We start from the raw sequence: 23750 nt of genomic DNA on the forward strand, positions 1-23750 counted from the left end.
AAAATCGACATTACAAATCATCGAGAGATCTTTTTTGCAGCAAATTTGCCTTTACATTTCTGCGAGAGCATGTTTTTGCGCCAAAATTGCCTTTACAAATTGTCGAGAGCTCATTTTTGTACCAAAATCGACATTACAAATCATCGAGAGATCTTTTTTGCAGCGAATTTGCCTTCACATTTCTGCGAGAGCATTGTCATATCTTTTCCAACAGTTTAAAAAAGCCTGTTTGGCGAATTTTAATCGATCAAAACTTCATTTCAATCGTGTTGAGGCTATCATAAGCTCGATGCTATAAATATCAGACAATTTATAATCGTTTTTTTATTTAATCAACAAGTACAATCTTTCGCTTCACTTGCTTATCCAGATATTGTATGAGTATATAGTAGACACCAGAAGAAAGTCCATTCAGGTTCAAATCAGCACGATTGCCCGAATTTAAATATTCTATGATCTTCCTCCCTGCAGAATCGAATGCACTCAAATGAAACTCATTCACCTCATCGTGTTCGATCAATACGGTAAAAATACCATCACTCGGATTTGGATATACCTTCACCTCTCCTTCTGCCTCATCGCCTGGTTCGGGTGTAGGGTCTGGCTCAGGATCGGTACCGGGATTAGGATCTCCAGCAATGGTATCACGAACCACCAAATTGTACATTCCTTCAGCCAAATCAACCGTAATCTCAAAAATACCATCCTCGTTGGAGTCACCTGTTCTGGCCAAATCATCGTTTAAAAACACACCATAAGAGGTATTGGCCTGCATATCCAAAGCAAAAATCTTTATGGTTCGGTTTCCGTCAAGCGGATTTACCGAGTAGGTAGAATTTAATGTATCACCTTTAGAATGGAACAGGTACAAATGATTCTCCCAATCCACTCCAATGGTGCTTTCGTTTTTAAACAGTTCACCACCCGCATTCGATGGGTTTTGATTATCGCCAATTTTAATGGTATGCATATAAACCAAATCCTCGATTACTTGCGTTGGCTCAACTTCAATTCTCCACGTTCCCGGATGTGCCGATTCAAAATCAGGACTGTTATTTGGCGGGTAATTCGTCCCATTTACCCAATATTCATAAGCACTCCCTCCAATTAAGGTTGTGGTGGTAGATTCCGGCAGCAAAGTGCGGATGGCTACATTTCCATTTCCATGTGATGCCTTATAATCCTTGCCATTATAGGTGATAATTTTATTGGCAACCGCAGTATTCACCACCTGACCGTTTATATCGGGGCGATTGGCAAAATGATTGATGTATTTGGCTTTTCGTTCTTGCGAAGATACATTTCGCAAATGCAAATGATCCAACACAATTACCCGATCAGGCTTGTGATACAATAATCTGCGTTCGAACCGATCCAATTTATCAGATGCATAGGAATCTGCGGCATCGCTGATATAATAAGCATACTCATCGTCAGCTGCAAACTTGAGCCACTCTCCTCTTCTGTGATCTCTATCATTAACCTCACCTACATTCTCCAATCGATCGGTCCATATTTGGCCGCCATCATTCGAAACAGATCGCCCAAAGGCACGGTAAGATTCTGATCCATCGAATACACAAATGGAATTGTGTGCAATGGTACGCGAATAGTAATTGTTATAATGATTTGTGCCATAAGAGTCGTAATGACCTGCATCCAAAATTTGGGGTTTGTCTTTTATAATTACAAAGTGGTTGTTGTCTCTGTGTTCGTGATCGGCACGTTTGGCTGGTGCACAATAGTACCAAAGCATGGTGGCATCCTCGTCCCATGAAGTTCGGCTTACGGCCAATCCGGTTTTGTCGGCCCACCAATCCAAAGGAGGTTGGGGATGCGAAACCGTAGCAGCTTCAAAATCTTTAAATAAAAGTTTTTGAAATACCAGGTTCGAATTGTTCAGGTATTGGGTTGCTCCATATTTTTGAACCAGGTACTGACTTCTTTCGTCGCCAAACTCTGCAGCATGTCGATACATTACCCTGTTTGCCTGATCTAAATCAATTACAGCATCACCCAAATGAATGGTATAATTATCTGGACGATAGAAATACCAGTATTGATTTATGGATTCCCTAATCCAGGCTTGCTCCTGATAGTAATCTGTTCCTGTCGCGATTTTCATATCATCAAAAAACTGGTACTGACGTGGCAAGCCGAACATGGAATAAGCTGCTCCCCAATTCCAACCACCATCATCATCACGAAAGTGAGCAAATGCAGGGAGAATTCCATTTTCCCACTTATCCACCAAAGTAGCGTACCATGAATTAACATCCGACATCTGGCCTGACGATAAACCATCGGCTCCATGAAGAGCAAGAGCCGCATGCATAGTAATTCCGCAATTGTAAATGTTATGGCTGGTTACATAGCTATTGCCCGAAGGAGTCAAAACATAATTGTCCATAAAGTACTCCAAAACCCTATACAAAGCTCTTGATAGTTGTTGCCTCTTCAACTGAGGAACATCATTGTAGGTCCAATCGAGAAGAATGGCTCCATAATTACAATTGTTCCTAAGTAGGTTCTCTTTGGTATCTCCTGAGTAATTGTCGAAGTTTAAAGAGTTCAGGTACTCTACATATCTAGAAATGATGAATTCGCAACGCTTCAAAGCCAATCCATCCGTTCCCATTTTCAGTAGAAAGGCAGTCATTCGTGACATTTGAAATGCATCGCTCGAACCAAACTCAAAATTCCATTGAGTAGAATCCGAACCAACCATATAGGTTTTTGAACTGGTCACCCAATTTCTATCGTAGGCACTTTTAAATCGCTGGTAAGTTTCCTGGCACTCACCACTTGTTATATTCGCTTTTAACCAGTCAAAGCGCTCCTGACTCAATTCTATTCTTGGATGTTGTTCGTTAACAAGTGGAACATCCTGGGAATAACAACCAAACAGTAAAAAGAAAAATAGAAATACCAATACACTTCTCATCTTGTCCCTTTATTTGATATACCGAAGTATAAAATACAAAAATTCAAGGGATTGAGCAGATTAATATTTCATAAGTCTGCTTATTTAGAATGGTAAATCTGTTCTATCGAAAAATACAGGAACTAAGCAATTTGATGGTTCAACTTTCTGAACTCCCTGATGATAAAGATTCCCGCTATCATCGCTGAACCAACATCTGAAATTGGTCCTGCAAACCAAACTCCATCAAGTCCTAAATAATTGGGTAGTATAAAAAGAATAGGAATCAAAAGAATTACTTGTCGCATTAAGGTAAGCAAAGCAGATACTCCTGCTTTTCCGATAGATTGAAAGTAATTTCCTACAATAATTTGAAATCCAACCACCGGAAGAGCGATTAGAAAGGTTTGAAGTCCTTTGGCACCCACCTCCAATAATTCCTTGTCGGTGCTATTAAATGCCAGCACCATGGTTTCAGGAAATATTTGAACCATTATCCACCCAAATACAGCAATACCTGTTGCAGCAACCATACAAATTTTTAAAGTCTCTTTAACTCTATCGAAATGTTTGGCTCCATGACTAAATCCGAAAATTGGTTGTGCCGCCATATTAATGGCAACAATAGTCATCACAATTAGCATGGCAACCGAATTGATTACTCCCATGGCTGCTATGGCAACATCATTGCTAAATTTAATCAATTGTACATTATACAATCCTTGCACAAAACTACCTGCAATTTGCATAGAGAATGGTGCAAATCCAATGGAAATGATATACCAAATAATTTGAGGATTCAACTTAAAATTAGTGGCACTCAATCTAATTACCGATCGATTACTTCTAAAGTGTTTGATCACCCAAATACACAAGATAAGTTGAGATATAATGGTAGCATAAGCTGCTCCAGCAACTCCCATATCCAAAAGAAAGATGAATATTGGATCGAGAATTATATTGGTTCCTGCACTAATTAACATGGAGTACATGGCGATTTTTGCATTCCCTTCAGAACGAATCAAATTGTTCAAAGAAAAACCAACCACGTTAAAAACAGCACCATATAAAATGATATTCAAGTATTCATTTGCAATATCCTTGGTGTCTACAGAAACTCCAAACAATTGCAAAAGTGGATCTTTAATGGCAAAACCCAAAATGGTAATTATTGCAGATACAATAAGCATTAGGATAAAAGAGTTACCCAAAACCCATTCTGCTCTTTTAAAGTCTTTCTTGCCAAGATTTATTGAGATTCGAACACCTGCTCCCAACCCTATTAGCATACCAAATGCCATAAGAATAAGCATGATAGGATATACCGCACTTAATCCCGAAAGTGCAATTGATCCAACACCTTGGCCTATAAAAATTCTATCTACAACATTGTATAGTGAGTTGATCACTACTCCCGTAAATGCAGGCCAAAAATACTTCCACAGCAAGCTGCTTATTTTGGCATTCTCTAATTCGTATACGTTTTGGCTGTTTTTATCCATAGAAAGTGGGACAAATGTACCAAGAATGCCTGGTAACAAAGACTAATTACAAACAAATTTTATTAATAGTCGGTAAGTGGTATTAGTTAACAGGTAAAAAGTACCTGATTGCCTGCAAACTTATACAAATAAGGTTAAATAAAAAAAGACGTCAATCTTTAAAGAATTATTTCAGTTTATACCTATCACTTTCCGCAAAATAGTCCATAACTATGGTCCTACGATTAAATTTAGCCGAATGTAAAACGCCATCTGGTATAAAATAATGATCACCTTTTCTATATTTTTTGGTTTCACCATCAATCGTTAGATCCATATCTCCATCAATCACCATTCCCCACTGAGCTCCATGTGAATGGCGAGGCACTTCACCAATTGGTTCAATATCAAAAAATACAATCTGATGATTTTCTCCTTGTGCTACCCAACCGCGAACTCCATTAAAAGGAATATCTGCTTCGGGCAAATTCTTAATCATGTCTGGATATATGTCTTGCATTTAGAATTAAGATTAAATTCGATTGAAATTTACAAATACTTACTGCCTTCCCTAACACTAAGCGGCGATAAAGGATACTTGGAGATGAATTCTTTGACCCAATCGGGATTAAATTTTGAATACTGGCGCAATGCCCAACCTATGGCTTTATTCACAAAGAACTCATTACTCAAATTATTTGCGATAATTGTCTTTGTAAGAAATTCTGTATCTACATCATTCTTGTATTTTAATTGAAATAGAATGGATGCACGTTTCAGCCAAATATTCGAACTGATGATCCAATCCCCTAAAACCTCGGTCTTTAATTCAGGATATTTTTGACACAATACTCCTACCAAAGGAGCCAAGGAATCAACTGTATCCCACCAGGATTTTGTAACGATCAATTGTTCCAGGTTTGAAATATCTGATTTTTCAAGCTGCTTCTTTAATTTCCCTAGATATTCCAGAGCCAGGTATTGAAATTCTCTTTCGGGAAGTTCCCATAAATAATGAACCAAGTTCCAATCTATTACTTTTTCCTTGGTCATTTCTTTTAAAAAGTTTTTGCTCAATTGGGCCCTTTTAGGTTTAGGCAATCCCAGAAAAGGGAAATGATTTTTCATGTATGCCGACATTTTTCTGGCATTGGCCTCGTCAGAATTCTTTCTAAACTGTTCTACTATTGGGATGGTTTTTGTTTGCATGATAACCTTGTTTTTTGCCAAAGCTTAACTATACTTTTCTATTAGCATCTAGCCGTTTTTTTCTTCTTTCCTACCCTTCCCTTGTCTATTATTTTCTGCAGGTATTGTGGGGCAAAAGGTACTTTACATGATGTTTTTCCCATGTACACATTTACCTTGCCAATTTTCTCGGCTGTTTTCATTGACAGGTCGGTAAGTTCTTCCACATAAGCTCCAACTGATATTACAAAGCCATTCATGGTATATTTTACCCTATTCAAGCATGTATGAATCTCTTTTTCTACTCGTACCATTAGGCTTTTCAGTAATTCTGTATCCAATTCTTCATCGGCTTTTAAAGCAACCAAACTCGATAAAGTAGACCAACCTGCTGCCGTAGTATTTTCATCCTTGGATTCAATCCATTCCAAAGCCAGTTCCAAACCAAATTGTGATTCAGCAGCAATCCATGGCACAGTATATTCACTTATCATAGACCAATACGCTCCTTTCACCCATTTCTGCAGATCCTCTTTGGTCATTAGTTTTTCATCGGCAATTAATCCTGCGAGGTACATTGCATCCGAATTCCCCGAATCATACAATTCCAAAGACAAATGATAATCTTTCTTGATCTTCTTCACTATCTTTTTTAGATCCTGAACCTTCACTCCATAAAATGGTTCACGAGCTCCATGTTTTATCAGAACACTTTTTGTTCCTTCATTTCCGTATGATTCCAATTCTTTTAATACTTCTTCTTTGGTCATTGTATTATCATTTTAACTTTTTCTATATTTTGTCTTAACAGAAAACGGAAGGTTATCTATTAATTTTGAAAAACTATCAGTTTTCAGCTGCAAGCCTTTGGTTAATTACTAATTGAACATTGTTAACTGATCATTGCTAATTGTCTTTCGCGTTTATTTTAAACACATCAGCATATACTAATCTTGGTTGATTTTCTTCATTTACAGCACTGGCGATACTTTTGATATTTCCTCTTGCTGGTGCAGCACCTTCAAACTCTTGTACAATTACTTGTAAAGGCTGGTCTTTATATTTCCTGCTCAATTTAAACTCCCTTGAAATTGTAAAATAGTTATTTTTCACCACACTTCCTGAAATTGGAATACGAACTCCTTCATCTTCCAGACTCTCCTCATTTCTGCCATCTCTTACACTTCCGTAAACTGGCTGAACCAATGCAGGATCAAGGAAACTAATGTCCAAATAGTTTCCTGTATTCCCATTTCTATCCAATGCATTGGATATCACCCCTTCAATCTGCAGTGTAAAACGTGAATTCATATTGTCCTTTTTAAAGGTAAGCGTTGCAATGCGCTCGGGTACCAGTTGAATGTAATCGGCCATCACAATGGAAGACAGGCAAACATCGCGACCTGCCTTACGAACTGAATGCGGTTGATATCTGGCCAAAGCCAATTTTACGAATGGGAAATACATCTTGCCATGATTAATGGCAAAATCGGCATACCATAACTTCCTTTCCTTATCAAACTCTACAGGGTAGGCAATTGCATTTACCTTTACATTCTCCTTGCCGGGATATACCAATCCCTTGTCAATACTTGGATTGTGCCTAAAATCATTAATTCCAGGATAGTTCATACTTCCAGGTTTCGATGGACGAATAGGATCTTGTGCCCAATGGGTAAACAGGTTATTGAACCCTGGCGTTCCCAAAGCTGCAATAGTCTGCGATATCTTCGATGGATCTGATCCCGGCAATACTACCGCCAACATCTCATCTTCACCAGTTGAAAACCAAGGACGTTTCAAGTATACACGCAATCCGCCACCTAAACGATGTTGACGCATTGCCATGGCTGTTTTTGTCTTTCTCCACTCAAATGTTGGAATCACATAGTCAACAAACGGAATCTTCGGGCGATCGGAACTTAAGATGTTCACCTTTTCGAACCATTCTCCATCCCTGGTAATTTCCAATCCTTCCGATTGGATTAGCTTATCGAAATGCTCCGCATACCTTGTTGTTGCTTCAGGATGATAATCCACATAACGGTGTTTGGTATCTCCAAACTTGTGCTTTAGTGCTCCACTAAACTCACTTGCCAAACTCACCTTTAATTGTGGCTTTGCCTGATTGGCCTGTCCTTGGATGGCAATTTGCTTGGAAGGATCTTTCTTCTCAGGAAGACTTCCTTTATCTACAGTTTTATCGTGATATTGTATGTCAATTTCTTCTACATTATCTGAATGATCTACCCAATCCGGCTCAACCGCTCTTGGATCATCTCTTCTGTCTCTCCATCGGGCTTTATATTCTACCTTATGGGTTGAAAATCCGTGTACCGAAAACCTGGTATGTAGCCATGCATGTGTATCATCGTAATTCTTATCAGGATTAATGATTTCGATTTGAGGGGCATCTACAGGCTGTTGAACTGCATGGGTCAATTCGATTTCCCGCGCCGGACTAATCATCCAATGTCTTCCGGTTTTTGCCAGCTCTTTAAGCTTTGTAATATTCCCAGGGTTATCCTCCTGAAGCAGTTGCCACATCCCCGAAAGTTCTTCCATATCCTTCTCTTTCCAGAAAGTAGAAAACCTCAGTTTAATTCTTTCTCCCTTTGGCAGAGATACAATTAAAACCCGGGCAGAAGCATTCCAATTAAAGGCTGTACTTCCTTCTACCAACTGAATACGCAAAGATTTTGCTTTGAACCATTCATCATCAGAGAGATTAATATCAGTATTATTCGAACTTAATTCATCATTGCCAAAGAAGCTAAACAATCTCGGTTCAAAAGTTTGTGAATGTGTATCATCAAATCCATCAGCTAAGAAGAGAGCCAAACCTGCTGCTGCAGGATCAGGCAAATAAATCAGATCCACCTGATCTCCCTTGTACACTTTTTCCTTTCCATTCTCCCCTTTTTCCAGTTGCACTTCCTTCGAACTGATCAGTTCATACAACGCCTTCGCTACTTCTGGATTGTTCCCAAAAGCCTTATCAAACTTGGCATGTTGCTCAGCAATCAATTGGGAATTTCTTGGTGGCAGAAAATGTCTTGTTGCTTCTGTATTCTCACTTGAATCTACATTCCCATATCTTCCCTGAAACTCCTCGGTGCTCATATTGTAATTACTTCGAACCACCAATTCCTCCAAAGCTTCACCATCTTTCAGTTCCGATCCCAACAGCAATACGGGATTCATCAAAGCATCATATCTATAATATCTAAATCCGCGAATAACTGCTTCCGAAACTTTCTCTGGTTGCGAATCAAGAGGTACACTATTCCCTGCCAAATCCACCGTTCTCACACGAAGCATATAATCCTTTCCAAATCGCAATCTTGGCAATGTTCCCTTCACCGTTTCTGTTTTGGTATGCAATCTGAACTCTCTGGTAGTATCAAACTGGTACTTCTTTACCTCAACATTCTTTGATTTGTTCACATAGTCCACTTGTTTTGATGGATCTACATTATCATCTTCGGCTTCATTAATAGCATAACCTGGCTTAGGAACCGATAAACTCCAACCTTCCCAACGAATCATATTTTCTCCAACGAATAGTTCATTGGCATTCTCTGTATCCTCGGCAGCTGCGGTTTGTATGAATCCCTCATCAGTCTCAATATCATCTATGAATTCTTCTACATTACCAGAATCGAAGTAGGAATAAGATTCCTTTCTCATGTGCAAAGAATGCCACTTCTCAGGCTCTGTTGAATAAGCCACATCCATTCTGTAGCCTTGCACCAAATCCTCGGCATATAATTTTTCATCCGAAAGAATGAGTTGTAAACTGTCATCCATTTTCGATGGATCGATGATCTTAGCTTGCAATTGTATCGCTTTAACAAACCTTGCATTTAAATGCTGCCCCATTCCATTTCGGGCAATTCCAATACCTGCCGATCGTAAACTTGGCAAGCCTTCTTTTTCAGGTTCATCAGCTGGAATTACCCCATTCTTAAATCGTTTACTCTTACCCAGATCCAACTCCACAATCTTTAGCTTCACCTCTTCCTGTATCTTATTGTCCACCATCTGGTTTACCTTCATGGCCACCCCATCGGTATCAATCTGAAAAGCAGTAAACTTATCGGTATTGATTTTCACAAATCCCAAATTGATATCCGAGACTTCCTTCGATTTGGCATAGAACCCTTTTTCGGTGTAGCGATAAGCTGTTAAAGGAACCGAAACTTCCGTATCTGTTGTAAAATCAATATTCTGAATGATCAAACGCATGGAATGATCTGCAGGAAAACCATTGGGGATATCCATAGAAAAATCCAACACCAAACCCAGTTTTCTCTGTATTTGCGGATAAGTACTGACCACTGCCAGGATATCATGAAACTCGAATTCAGGCTTTTTAATCTTAGCCAAAGGCTCGTAACGTGTTGGACGATCAGTCTTGTGAAAATCCCTAAACTGTGCGAAATCCATATTAGGATTGGCCTGCTGCTGGAAAGGAACAAATCCTTTCTTTCTTCTTACTTCTTCCAATCGTTTGGAAGTAGATTCATCCACATCTAAAAAATCAGATTCCTTAAACACCCTTCTCCCTGCAGCTGTAGTGTTACTTTGCGGGGGCTTTGGGGTATCTCGTTTCTTAAATTTTGAAATCTGCCCTAAACTTTTCGGATCACTCAAATCCTTAGGATCGATCAAGCGATCAGGACTTTGTACACCAAGCCTTTTATAGGTATCCAACACAAAAGTCTGTACATGTTTGATCGGATAGGAATGAATTCTGCTAGGCGTTAAATCTTCCTGCTGAAACCCATCAACCCGTATGTCTTTATGCACTAACTTCCCCCACAAATCCTCATCCAGCAGACTTGAATTCAGATCAATATCATATTCTTTTCCATTCTTTAGCCTTAGTTGAAAACTGGAATTCTTCACCTTTTCCGGCCAATTCTCCATGTCTGAAAAACTCTCTAAAGTAGTTGAACTCGCATTTTCAAGACGCAAACTTACCTGCACCGAAAATCGAAGCTTTTCTTCTTCATCAATTCGATGTGGCAAACAGGTGAATATGATTTTTTGCTTCATTGTTTCCCTCTTATAATTTATAACTCACATTGATTTATTCAAAAACCACACGTGGTTTGATGTCAAACCTTCTGTGCTTTTGGTTAAAACCACACGTGGTTTTGTGCAAAACCTACTGTGGTTTTTGATAAAAGCAGGCGTGGTTTTCTAAAAAAGTCAAAATATGTTTATTAAATCTTTTTTTCTTTACAAGTTGAAATCCTTATATCCTTTTAAACTCGACTAATTATTAATCGATCATTACCCATTCCTAATTGACTATTATCTCTTTTCAGATATCAGGGCTAACGCCCCTATGAATATCCCAGCTTACTTTCACCCTTCGCCTCTCTTAATTCGCATTATTAATTATTCATTGTTAATTGTTATCATGCGTATGCTTGACAATATTCCAACCAATCATTTTCTTCCATAATCATCTGGAAGGTTGGATCCGCATCGGCTCCCTTCAATTCCCTGCGAGCGGTTAAAGTCACAGTTTTGCTGAAGAATAGCACTTCAATCTTCACTTTTACAATGGCTTCACCATACAGTTTTTCAACCTTTCCGTTTTGGAACATGGCAACAAAAGCCAGATAGATTTCCAATGAAAGACTAATAATTCCCAGTATCGATAAATATCCGTTAAAGCGAATGTATCCTGTTAGTATGGTTTCGGTGTGATCATCCACGATTTCCATACTGAAATAGAAACCTCCCATTACCGATACACCACCACTTGCTACCCCAAAGTTCATGGATAAAGCAGCGCCAAACTCGAAAGCCGCTTCCATTCCAACAAAGCCTTTCACGCTGGTTTTCATTAGGAAGTAACCTCCTCCACCAAAAGCTGAAACCGTTAACAGGAATGGTGCTTCGCGCTTACAGAAGTTGAATGAAAGGGTAAGTGGAGCGCCCGTGAATGGCAGATGAACGCCTGCTCCCAAGGTCATGTTCGCAATGGTACAAACTCCAACCTCTACACTCGGAATGGCCAAATCGAAACCTGCTTTAACTCCTGCCGGAGAGAGTTTCATGTATGGTCCATCAGCAAATCCATTGGAAGGAATTAAATTCTGCAATTGATTGACAAAACTCAAAGGTCCAAGGAAAAGAATGGAATCATCTTCAGCCATTTCCACTTTCACATCGGCTTTCTTTCCCGAGCCTCCACCAAATTTCAGTGATTTAAAGCTTACCCTAATCAATTCTTTAATCTCCACTGCAAAATCGGTGAAGGATGCATCTACCCCAAACTGTGTTTTTTGTGAAGTATCGAAAGGTCTACTCAGTTTGCTTAGCACTTGCAAAGCCTCATTTGGTTTCTGCACATTTACAGTTAAAAATCCTCCAAAAAGCGATTTACTTACTTCCATTTCGGGAATCCAACGGTATTCCACCACAAATGCCTTGTCGGTTTTGTAAGCATTAAAGTTTGGGATTCGAGGAATCTGACTGGTCAACTGTTGTTCCAATTCATTGACTTTCGTCTCCAATTGGTTCCTTAAGTTTTGTATTTCTTGCTCAATAGCCGCTTGAGCATCCTCAGCGGCTGTCTCCAAAATGGCTTGTTGCTCCAGGATATCTTCCTTTAGAGATTCCATTTGCTGACTGATGCCACTTAATGCTTCAGATTGTTGATTTCCTTGATCACCAAAGTTTAAATTGCCCAATAGCAGATCGAAAATGGACACCACTCCAAACAACTTGGCTACCGGCATATCGTCCGATGAGGCAAAGAACTCCGCCGGGTCAAATTCCAGATTTTGCAATTTATCCACTGCTCCACCCAAAGGTCCTTTCAACTTCGAAAGCGAGGTGACCTGTGTATTGGGGCTCATGAAACCACCCGACTTATCTGATCCACTTGAAAAATCAGCTTTTAAATTGTCCAACACCTTGGCAAATACCTTGGCCGCATTTTCATCATCCTGCAATTGAATATTCACAGGATCAGGACTCCCTGTTAATTCCTCAATTGCCTTCACCTTAACAGAAGCAGTCTTCACCTTGGGATGAAACTTCAGTACCGTAGCTGCTTTATTTCCAAGAGACAATGCTCCGAAATCAATCAAAGAAGTCTCGAAAGTTGTATCATCTTCAATCAATGATGGAGAATAGGCCACCTTTTGCAAATTAAAATCAGCCTTGAATCGATTCATCTCAGCATTGTAAACATTCACCAATTGCTCTGATTTGGCTTCATCATAGGCAGCCGATTTTCCTATAAATATCAAAGGCAGTTTTATCTTTTGCTCACGCCCTTCCTGATCCACCAATAACAAATCAAAGATTAAATCCGTACCACCACTTCGAATCAAGAAGTTGTAATCTCCACCCATATTCACCAAATCAACGGGGGCATCCAATTCAGGTGTTCGTGTAGCTGGCAATTCAACCGTTTGAAAAGGAAAAGGAATAAATCCATTTTGCTGATCCTGCATCTGATAATACACCACTGGCTCAAGAATAACAATGTACATTCTTTGGCGATTCACCGCAGCTCTTGTTGCCTTATCAGGTTTTCGCTCTGTAATCTTCACCAATGCCGCCGTATGTCCGAATGGAAATAGAAATCCTGCTTCAACTACCTTTACATAGTGATCTCTCCCTAAAGTAGAAAGGTGTTCCCATTCTAAAAGTTCCAAATCTGGATGCGCATGAAAATCTGGGTAATCAAAGTTTGCATTGAAATCAATCCAAGCCCCTAAAGCAGACATCATAAACCTCTTAGCCTGAACAGCTCTTGGCGTGTACGACTTAATTGTAAAATTCGAAGTTTGATGAACGATATTGTGTCGGTCCCTTCCATCCAAAGCCGTTCTAAACGGCTTATTTCTTGGAGGTTTAGGGGTCAGTTTTTTGAATCCATCACTAGACCATAGCGCACGAATACTTCTAAAACCTTCCAATCCATCTTCATCAACTTCTCCATTTTTAAGTCGTACCCCTAAACGCGAATGCCACAATTCCGATAACTTTCCCTTATTGGTAATTAAAGGGTTATTGAACTGCAGGTTCTGAATATTTCCCTTTGGCGTTTCCTTATGATCCTTTAGGTGAATCCTCTGATGATGAGCAAAACCAGCCAATTGATTTGGTGAAATAAATAGCCTGGTTGGTGCCTCAATAGAAGTCTCCAACAGGTTTGGTTTTCTCATTTCCAACAAATTGGCTTTCAATGCTGCATAGTTAATCTTTGCATACAGCTGCCCACTTATTTCAGCAGGTAAATTTTTCGATAACTGGTCTTTATTATAAAGAGATCGATTACTCAATCGGTTCTTTGAATATTTCGCAATATTTAAACTCTGCCTGCTAATGGTTTTGGGTTTACTTGTACTTTTCTTACTAATAAAACCACCCAGTTTCTGAAACTTATTAATAACTACTTTAACTGGTTCCAATACTCTTGCTCGATAGTTTACCCTCAACTTAAAACGAGACCAGTTTAACAGTTCATCCATAATAATTGGCATTCCTTTAAAGTTGGAAGGGACTGAATACACCAATCTACTTTTACCACTGCGAATATATTTTGCAGGCAATATTACATTTTCATTTCCTTCTCCTCCAGGCAATGAATTATTTTCCCAAAATGCCTGTTCCAATGTATGTTGAGGTGGAAATACAACCACCATAGTCGCTGGCTTCTTCGCATTATTAATTTCTAAAAAGCTTTGTTGATCCTTTTTTATGTATTTGAAATTGTAAAACTCAAACTGCAGAAAGAGCATATCTTCAGGTCGAAGAATGCTCAATCTAATAATTTCCTTCTCTTTGATTTTAATCTTTCCCAATCGAGAATCAATAACTACCTTTTTCTTCGATTGCAATTTCTGATCCTGATATTCAATTTCGATGGCTGGCTTCTCTGGATACTCAACTGCTAAACTAATGGCATCAGGCAAAAGATATTTGGTAGCTGCTACATGAGCCAATCCGTTTACAGATTCTATCCTACCATTGGTACCTTGCATTTCAAAAGCAGCTTTTTCATTTGAATTGATTAGCTGATAAGAAACTTCCGAAGAATTTGCCCAAATTCCACTATTAGCCATACTGGCAATAAAAACTAACTTTTCTGACTCCTGATTGAGCTCAATGGCAAGTTGGGAACGATAAAGTTTAAGGGCTTCTTCTAGATCCTCATTAATTTTCTTATAAAATAAAAAGCCACTTATCTTCTTAACATCCTTTTCATCAATCAATACTATAGATGAAAGCTTTCCTGAAAGCCTCTCAGATTTTAATATTTGAACCTGATGCTGTACCTCTCTACAGCTATTCAATTCTGAACCATTAATAAATTTCCAATTTGATAGAAATGGTTCTACATTTCGAGATGTGATACTCAAATTCAATTTTGGTTCAAAATTGGATTTACAATATACAAGATCTTCCACAACAGGAAAACTAAAACAAATTTGTTCAGCAGTTCCTAAAAAATCATTCAATTTGTAATTAGCGAGATCTTTTCCACGTAAAGTTATTTTCCAAAACTTATCGATGATAACATGATAATGATCTTCCAGATCTAATGAATAGCGATTATTCAATTCTATTCTTTCATCCAGATAAATTAATGAGTTGATTTCGGAATTGCCATTAATCCAATCGGCCAGATTCAAATCTTTCGATACATTCAGTTTGGTAAAAGTGATTTTTATTCTCCAAAATAAATCATTGTAGAGAATGGCTTTAAAATCCATTGGCAAAGCAGTACCCGGATAAAAAGCATTTCGTAGAATTAAATGATAATCTTCCTGCTTCTTACGAAAATACAATTTTGGATTACCATCGAAAGAATTCAAATTGATATTCCACGAATTTCCTCCCTTTGAGTAAAACGTAATGGATTTTCCTCTTTTTCTGTATTGAATATCATTCCCAATAGCCTTTCCTAAGGCCTTTAAGGAAGGTTGAAAAGCAAGAAGCCCAAAGCCTAAACCTTTCAGAAAATTTCTTCTACTTCTTGATTTAGGTATATTATTTTCTTGACTACCTCTCGCCTTTTTTAGCTTTTTAATATCTAATAATTTTAAGCTCATATCCCTCCAATTTATCCAATAGAATAGAAATTAAGAAAGACAGAGCTGAATGTCAAGCAGAAAGCTAATTTATTTTTATTGAGTATAAATAAATTTTGATTAAAATGTATATAAAGAAAAAGCTTCACCAGATGGTGAAGCTTTTTCTTTATAATTAAATATCATTTTCGGAATGTCGCATTCCTGACTTTTTCGGTTTAGCTCTCAATATTCTATATCGCTTACCAAAAAAGTATCTAAAACTTAATTTGGCAATTTGAGTTTCTCTGTATTTAACCTCTTTATTATAAAATTCAGGATCAGAAGTATGTATTTTAAATCTGAAAGTGTTGAATATGTCATTAGCCGTAAAAGACAAACGTCCTCTTCCTTTTAATACTTTTCTACTTAATCCTAAGTCTATATAGTAAAGGTTTTGATACTTTCCTTGTGCAACCAATATTTCCGATTGATAACGGAAACTTGCCTGAAGTTTAAACCACTTTTTGAAGTTCATTACTGAAGTAACTTTCCCAGTAATTTCCCACATATCTCGTGTCCCAAACTTATATCCTTCTCCAGGTTTTGTTTCCTCATAAATACCTGCTACATATCCACTCAAACTCCACCACTTATTTAGTTTGGTCGATCCTTCAAACTCTAATACTGAGAAAAATTTCGAATCAAAATTACCATATTGAACTATGGATCTATTGGTTTCATCTTCAATGAATCGGTATTGATTGATCAAATTCTTTTGATAATTCACATATAAAGTTGTCTTGTAACTAGCCTTTTCTTTATCGAAAGCCATCGACATTTCTATATTGTGATTGTAATAAGCTTCAATATCCTGCGCACCCAATCTTTGATTTTCCGGATCACGAAGATTTTGAAAAGGATTTAACATTCCAGAATTTGGGCGATAAATCATCCTACTATAAGCCAATTGCCATTGCTTCTTATCCGAAAACTTATAGGACAAATGAACACTTGGAAAAAGATCTAAATAATCATCCTTAAATTCCTTATTTGTATTAATGTCAGAATATTCAGCACGAAGACCTAATTCGTATGCAAACTTTCCTTTTGAGCCAGAATACATTGCATACAAACCATGAATATTTTCTTCGTAATTAAAATCATCAGCAAGTGAACCAACCTTATAATCAATTTCATTATTTCGATATAAATAACCAGTTTCAAACTTTCCTTTATCCCCAACAGGCAACACATAATCTACTTGTGCTACAGCTTCTTTCCTTGCGGTTTTATAAAAATCAGAAGACACCTTCGTCACAACTTCACTGGCGATTATTCCCTCAATGGAAAGATCACGATAGCTGTGTTCCCAATAGTTCCCGGAATTATCTGCAGCATTATCAGTGTAAGCTAAATCTATGGAAAGAGTTTCTCCTTTCTTGGCAAATTTGTGCATAAAAGATGCATTGTATACCCACGACTGCAAATCCAAATCAACTGCACTAAGTCTATAATCAACGGTTGGCATCGCACTACTTACAATATTTGTACGAGTATAATCGTAGCGTCCGTTCCAATTTTGAAGAACATCCTGGTACTTGGTTGAAAAAGTCAATGTATTATTATCGTTAATCAGATAATCCAAACCCAATTTTCCAATGTGGTATCGATTTCCAAAATCAACATCTGCATTTTCCAATAGAAGAGTATGGACATCTTCTTTTTTGATTTCTCTTTGCACCTTATAATCACGTCCTGCCCAATCATCTTTATAATTGTATGAGCCGAAGAAGTTCACTTTTCCTGTGCGATAATTACCGCTAAAACCACCTGACTTTTTATCCTTGGTACCTACCGTTGCTGCAACACTACCATTAAATCCTTTTACTCTGTCTTTTTTCATGATAATGTTGATGATTCCTCCTGCGCCTGTAGCATCATATCTAGCTGAAGATGTACTAATGACTTCAACTCGATCAACATCATGGGCAGACATGCTATTTAAAACTTCTGCAGGATTCATCCCTAAAAGACCACTAATTTTTCCATCAATTAAAATCTTAACATCAGAACTTCCTCTAAATTGGATTGCTCCTTCAGCATCAACACTTAATCTAGGGAGTGTATTTAAAACTTCATTTATGGTTCCTCCATCAGCAACTGGAGATTTGGAAACATTATAGACCGTTTTACCAAGTTCTACCTTTGAAAATTCTCTATTTCCTTCAACTTTAACCTCTGAAATTGTTTTTGTATCAATCCCAAGTTTTACAGGATTAGTTAGTATCTTTCTTTCTCCATTCTTAATATCAAACTGATTACTATTATAAGTAGTATATCCCATATACTCAACCTTAAAGTAATAAGATCCTGCACTTAACTGTTCAAGTAAAAAATCACCTTTCTTATTGGTAATTGTTCCTTTTACAAGTTTTGAATTGTTGGTGGTGTAAATAGAAATCGTAGCAAATTCTAATGGCTTGTTTGATTGGTTTGCAACGATTTGCCCTTTTAAAGAAGAACTCCCTTTTTCAACTGATTGGTTAATTGAAAAAGCCACATGAGAAGTAAAAATGCATATCAGAATAATAATCAACGCACTTTTTACGTAAGTAAATTTTAGGTTCATTGTAGTTATAGATTAGTTAACTGTAGTTGGGCAACACAAATATATATGATTATGTTGAAAAAGAAAATACTATCTTAAAAATATTTTGGATATTTATAATAAAAATAAACACTCTTATCTATTATTTGAATCACTCCACTTAAGTTTTAAAAATCACACACTCCTTAATTATCACTTATTGTTAGTGTTAATATGCTGATATATGCATAAAAAAACGCTACTACAATCATGCAATAGCGAATTTATCAATGTTCAAATCAGATTAAATCTCCAGTTGTTTCTTAAGAAGTTTAAATCCATTACGACTAACCTTTAAACTTTCTCCTGATTTTAAGATCACTACCCAGTTGTCCTTCTCATAAGGTTGCAATTGAGAAATTTGATCTATTTTAACCAAGTATGATCGGTGAATTCTACAAAATTCATTGGAATTCAAATGAGATTCAAAATACTTCATTGTTTTTTGCTTCAAGTATCTCCCTTCACCGGTATAAATCATTACATAATCATCTTGCGCTTCGAAATATTTGATTTTATCTACTGCAATTACATCGATCTTGTTTCTTGATTTGATTACAACTCTATTGATTAATTCTTCTGATTCATCGTTGTGTGATTTTATTTTTTCAATCTGATCCTGATTGTCAGTAGAATTCACAATTCTCTCTTTTGCTTTCTCCAAAGCTGTAAGAAATCTATCTTTTGAAAATGGTTTCAACAAGTAATCAATGGCATTGTGTTCAAAGGCTTTTATGGCATATTCATTGTAAGCTGTAGTAAATATTATATTACAAGATTTATCCAGTAATTCTAGCAATTCAAATCCAGTTAGTTTAGGCATTTGTACATCTAAAAACACCAAGTCTGGATTTAAATCATTAATCGCTTTTAATCCCTCAAAACCATTCGAGTACTCTCCTATAACTTCAATATCGTTTTCAGAATCCAAATAGGTAGACACCAAATCTCTGGCCAAGGATTCATCATCTATAATTATTGCTTTTATCATGATTGTATATTTTGTGGGAATTCTAAATTTACGGTAAACTGATTTTCAGTTTTAATAATCTTCATTAAATCAGTCCTTCCATAAATCAAACTTAATCGCTCTTGTATGTTTCTTAATCCAATACCATTGCCTCTTGGAGGAATGGACTCCGGATCGAAATTATTGCTAATTGTAATTTTAAGTACATGATTTACCAATTCGCAATTGGTATTAATCGTTACTGGCTCCAGACTTTCATGAACCCCATACTTAATGGCATTTTCATAAATGGGTTGTAAGATTAAATTTGGGATCTTCAGGTTATCACAATCTGAGGTAGAATTGAATTTTAACACCAACCTTTCACCAAACCTTACCTTTTCGATATCAAGATACAAGCGAATGTTATTCAATTCGTTTGATAAACTATTTAACTCTTTTAAATCTTGCCCTAATGAATATCTTAAGAAAGTAGACAGTTTAACCACCATTTCCCGCGATTGTTCCGGACTTGATAATGTAAGTGAGCTAACTGAATTCAAACTATTAAACAGGAAATGAGGATTTATCTGAGATTTTAGAGCATTTAATTCAGCTTCCTTCACCAAGTTTTTTAGTTCCGATTCCTGAATGGTTTTATCCTGAAAGTTTTGGTAATAAATTATCAAATAATAAACCAATATTATATAATCGTAAACACAGAATGCGAAAAACACCTGCCAATGTAATGGTATAAAATAGTTAATTCCTTCTGGATCTTCACCAAAAATACCGATTCGAATTTGATATGCCGCGGATACCCAAATCCCAACCACAATTGCACCTGCAGTTAAATGATGAAGTATAAAACCCAAAATTCCGGATTCATCCATACTAACATAACAGACCACATACCAAACACATGCCCCTAAAATAAACAGAGGCAACGAGAAACTAAACGAGTTTACAAAGGAGGAATATGAGTCATTTCCATCAAAATACCACCCAATGATAAAGAGAAGCAACACAAATAAAATCCACGTACCAATATAGATTGGTATTCCATAAAAATTTCGTAATAAAGGATGCCTCATCTTTACTATTTATACGATTTAATTTCGCAACCTCCCAAAGCAACCAAGCCTTTAATAACCAATTCCTTTTTGGGCTCAACCACGTAATTGGCAGTTGGCATTCTTTTATCTGCAACTCCCCCTAAAACTGCCGAAACTTCCACTTTAACATCCCAATCGGAAGGAACAATTAAAACACAACCTCCAAACATGGCAAAAACATCTATCACATTGATTCCTTCTGCCAAATCTGCATTCGTTAGATTTATTTCTGATCCACCGAACAAACAAGTAATTTTGCCTCCCTTAAAGTTTTTGGTATTGATCATCTTCTCACCTCCACCAAACACATTCAACTCATCAATATATCCTGTATCATTACTGTCTATTTTTCTACCTTCAGGCATACACTCATTTCTTTTTCTAATGATAAAGATTCCAACAACAATAAGAATTACAGGCCAAAACACACCTCTCCAGTCAAATCCCCAATCAAAAATAATTGGCAGCAAAAATACTCCTCCTACTCCCATTAAAATTAATCCGGTAGTTTTATCCTTTTTACCAGCAAAGAACAATGCTCCAAGTCCAACCAATAAAGCTGGCCACGAGAAAATTATATCCTTCATGTAATAAGAAAATACACCCATGTTTTTCAGAACAAGCAAGCAACCAAACAGAATTAGAAAAACACCAAAAATTATTCTGTTATTTTGTCTTGATTCTTGATCTTTATGATGATAATGATGTTTCATAATTATATATTTTAAAACTGTTAATTTATACTTTATTTCTTACAATCTTTCGTGATGGGTTGGAATATATAAGCAAGTCCTGCCACAATTAAAACTATAGGCAAAAACCAAATTTCCCAATTCATCGGGAGAAAAATCATTTCATCCAATAGAAAATAGCTCCCAACAGCAATAGCTGCAAAACCACCTAAAATTTTTCTTTTAATAATAATGGATAGTAAGCCTACTAAAATCAATATCGACTCCCAACGATACAACCAGGTCCAAATAAAATCAGAATGAAAATTGAGTCGCTCCAACATTACAACCACTCCAACTATTATTAATCCAATGCCAACAAAAAGGCTTTTATTTCTTCTATGTTCATCCATATTGTTTGATTAAGGTTTCACATCAATATTTTTATCGTATCACTAAATTATTACAAATGTGCTTTTAGTTTCATGGCAAATCGGTTAACGGAATGCATGAATCGGTAAATGACATTGCAATTATTATATATGCGCAAATAAATTTGGTTTTATTCACAACTGTGCATCAATTCTTTAATTCAAGCAATAAAAGATTCCTCCAAAAGCATTTAAAATTAAGCTTAAGGTTTACTATTTTTACAATTCCTGAAGATAATTTATTCTTCAGGTCTATTCACAAATTGATCACAATTAGATTATGAACCAACAAGAAGCTAAACTTCGTATTGACGAACTTCGCAATCAATTACATACACACAATCACAATTATTACGTTCTATCTCAACCAAGCATCTCGGATTTCGATTTTGATATGCTATTGAAGGAGCTGATGGAGCTTGAAGAAAAGTACCCAGAATTTGATGATCCTAATTCACCAACTCAACGAGTGGGTAGCGATATCAATCTTGAATTCAATCAGGTGGAACACAAATATCCGATGTTATCTTTAGGGAATACCTATTCCGAAGATGAAATTCGCGATTTTGAAACCAGAATTAAAAAATTGATTGATGGTGATATTAAATATGTGTGCGAATTAAAATACGATGGAACATCCATTTCCTTAACCTATAAGAATGGAAAATTGGTTCAGGCCGTTACCCGAGGCGATGGAGTTAAAGGTGATGATGTAACAGCAAATGTGAAAACCATTCGATCAGTACCTTTGCAGTTAAGCGGTAATGATTATCCTGAAGAATTTGAGATTAGAGGCGAAATTTTAATGCCTTTTTCAGTATTTGAAGAGCTAAACAAGGAGCGTGAAGAAATTGGAGAAACACCATTTGCCAATCCAAGAAATGCAGCTTCGGGAACACTTAAAATGCAGAATTCTGCCATTGTTGCCAAAAGAAAATTAGATTGTTACCTATACTATTTATTGGGCGTAAACAATCCTATAAGAGAGCACTTTGACAATCTGCAGACCGCTAAAAACTGGGGCTTTAAAGTTCCATCTCATACGGCTCTTTGCAACAATATCGATGAAGTAATCGACTTTATTAAGTCATGGGATGAAAAACGTGATAGCTTGCCAGTTCCTATCGATGGAATTGTTATCAAAGTAAACTCAATTGACCAACAGGAAGAATTAGGTTTTACAGCAAAATCGCCACGTTGGGCAATATCATACAAGTACAAAGCTGAAAGAGTATCTACTCAATTGAATCAAGTTACTTACCAGGTGGGAAGAACAGGTTCAATTACTCCTGTGGCCAATTTGGAGCCAGTATTGTTGGCTGGTACTACTGTAAAGCGTGCATCGCTTCATAATGCCGATATCATTAACAATTTGGATTTACATGAAGGTGATACCGTTTATGTAGAAAAAGGAGGTGAAATTATTCCAAAAATTGTGGGTGTAGATGAAGACAACAGGATTAATGGCGCTGACAAAATAGTATTCATTGAAAATTGTCCTGAATGCAATAGCGAATTGATTCGCAAAGAAGGAGAAGCAAACCACTACTGTCCTAACGACAGAAGTTGTCCTCCTCAAATTAAAGGTAGAATCGAACACTTTATTAGCAGGCGCGCAATGAATATCGATGGTCTTGGTGAAGAAACCATTGATCTGCTTTTCAAAGAAAACTTGATTAAGGACATTGCTGATCTATACATCCTAAAGAAAGAAGATATTGTTCCTTTGGAGCGTATGGGTGATAAATCTGCCGATAGAATTTTAAACAGTGTTCAAGATTCTCTGCAAGTTCCTTACGAAAGAGTACTTTATGCATTAGGGATAAGATATGTTGGTGCAACTGTTGCCAAAAAGCTGGCAAAAGCCATTCCATCTATTGACCAACTGGCATCATCAACTTTGGAGGAGTTGGTTGAAGTAGACGAAATCGGGAATAAAATTGCCGAAAGCATTGTTGAATATTTTTCGGATGAATACCATCAGGAATTAATCTCTAAACTGAAAACCTATGGACTTCAGTTGGAAAAAGAAGTTTCTGATTCCGGAGAAGGCAGCAATAAATTAGAAGGCTTATCCATTGTTATTTCAGGGAGCTTTGAAAAACACTCTCGCGATGAGTTGAAGGAATTAATTGAATTACACGGAGGTAAAAATGTTGGCTCCATTTCTAAAAAAACAAGCTTCTTATTGGCTGGAGAAAAAATTGGGCCTAGTAAATTGGCTAAGGTTGAGAAGCTAGGGATTCCAATGATTTCAGAAGATGAGTTTTTAGAAAAGATCAATTCCTAAGTT

13 protein-coding genes are annotated in these 23750 nt (G+C 36.9%); 1 reads left to right on the plus strand and 12 read right to left on the minus strand.

Translation table 11 applies throughout. From position 1 onward, the window contains the following. Positions 1 to 328 precede the first annotated feature (328 nt). The 12 genes from DF185_RS01190 to DF185_RS01245 all read right to left on the minus strand — a co-directional run bounded on the left by DF185_RS01190 (position 329) and on the right by DF185_RS01245 (position 21439). Positions 329 to 2944: a T9SS type A sorting domain-containing protein gene (locus tag DF185_RS01190; protein ID WP_110358898.1), complete on the minus strand. Its 2616-nt coding sequence runs from the start codon at positions 2942 to 2944 to the stop codon at positions 329 to 331. A gap of 122 nt (positions 2945 to 3066) precedes the next feature. Then, on the minus strand, positions 3067 to 4425 hold the full coding sequence (locus DF185_RS01195; protein ID WP_110358899.1) for an MATE family efflux transporter: 1359 nt from the start codon (positions 4423 to 4425) through the stop codon (positions 3067 to 3069). Positions 4426 to 4591: 166 nt separating this feature from the next. Continuing rightward, entirely contained in the window at positions 4592 to 4924 is a 333-nt protein-coding gene (locus DF185_RS01200) for a cupin domain-containing protein (protein ID WP_110358900.1), read from the minus strand. 29 nt (positions 4925 to 4953) lie between these two features. After that, a complete protein-coding gene (locus DF185_RS01205; RefSeq protein WP_207784542.1) occupies positions 4954 to 5613 on the minus strand; it encodes a DNA alkylation repair protein in 660 nt (219 codons plus the stop codon). A gap of 41 nt (positions 5614 to 5654) precedes the next feature. After that, entirely contained in the window at positions 5655 to 6362 is a 708-nt protein-coding gene (locus DF185_RS01210; protein ID WP_110358901.1) for a DNA alkylation repair protein, read from the minus strand. A gap of 136 nt (positions 6363 to 6498) precedes the next feature. Further along, entirely contained in the window at positions 6499 to 10653 is a 4155-nt protein-coding gene (locus tag DF185_RS01215) for a hypothetical protein (RefSeq protein WP_110358902.1), read from the minus strand. Positions 10654 to 11021: 368 nt separating this feature from the next. Beyond that, a complete protein-coding gene (locus DF185_RS01220) occupies positions 11022 to 15683 on the minus strand; it encodes a coiled-coil domain-containing protein (RefSeq protein WP_110358903.1) in 4662 nt (1553 codons plus the stop codon). Between the two features lie 154 nt (positions 15684 to 15837). Beyond that, positions 15838 to 18273 (minus strand): TonB-dependent receptor, encoded by a 2436-nt coding sequence (locus tag DF185_RS01225; protein ID WP_110358904.1) that lies wholly within the window; start codon positions 18271 to 18273, stop codon positions 15838 to 15840. A 262-nt stretch (positions 18274 to 18535) separates the two neighbouring features. Further along, positions 18536 to 19282: a LytR/AlgR family response regulator transcription factor gene (locus DF185_RS01230; RefSeq protein WP_110358905.1), complete on the minus strand. Its 747-nt coding sequence runs from the start codon at positions 19280 to 19282 to the stop codon at positions 18536 to 18538. Next, entirely contained in the window at positions 19279 to 20334 is a 1056-nt protein-coding gene (locus DF185_RS01235; RefSeq protein ID WP_110358906.1) for a sensor histidine kinase, read from the minus strand. The genes DF185_RS01230 and DF185_RS01235 overlap by 4 nt, the downstream gene beginning before the upstream one ends. 5 nt (positions 20335 to 20339) lie before the next feature. Continuing rightward, positions 20340 to 21068 carry a LiaF transmembrane domain-containing protein gene (locus tag DF185_RS01240; RefSeq protein ID WP_110358907.1) on the minus strand — a complete coding sequence of 243 codons (729 nt, stop codon included), beginning with the start codon at positions 21066 to 21068 and terminating at the stop codon, positions 20340 to 20342. A gap of 32 nt (positions 21069 to 21100) precedes the next feature. Next, positions 21101 to 21439 (minus strand): LiaF transmembrane domain-containing protein, encoded by a 339-nt coding sequence (locus DF185_RS01245; protein ID WP_110358908.1) that lies wholly within the window; start codon positions 21437 to 21439, stop codon positions 21101 to 21103. Positions 21440 to 21737: 298 nt separating this feature from the next. Here DF185_RS01245 and ligA point away from each other — a divergent pair, with 298 nt between their 5' ends. Beyond that, entirely contained in the window at positions 21738 to 23747 is a 2010-nt protein-coding gene (gene ligA / locus DF185_RS01250; protein WP_110358909.1) for an NAD-dependent DNA ligase LigA, read from the plus strand. Positions 23748 to 23750 lie beyond the last annotated feature (3 nt).

Origin of the sequence: Marinifilum breve (assembly GCF_003202155.1) — a bacterium.
GTDB classification, from domain to species: Bacteria; Bacteroidota; Bacteroidia; order Bacteroidales; family Marinifilaceae; genus Marinifilum; species Marinifilum breve.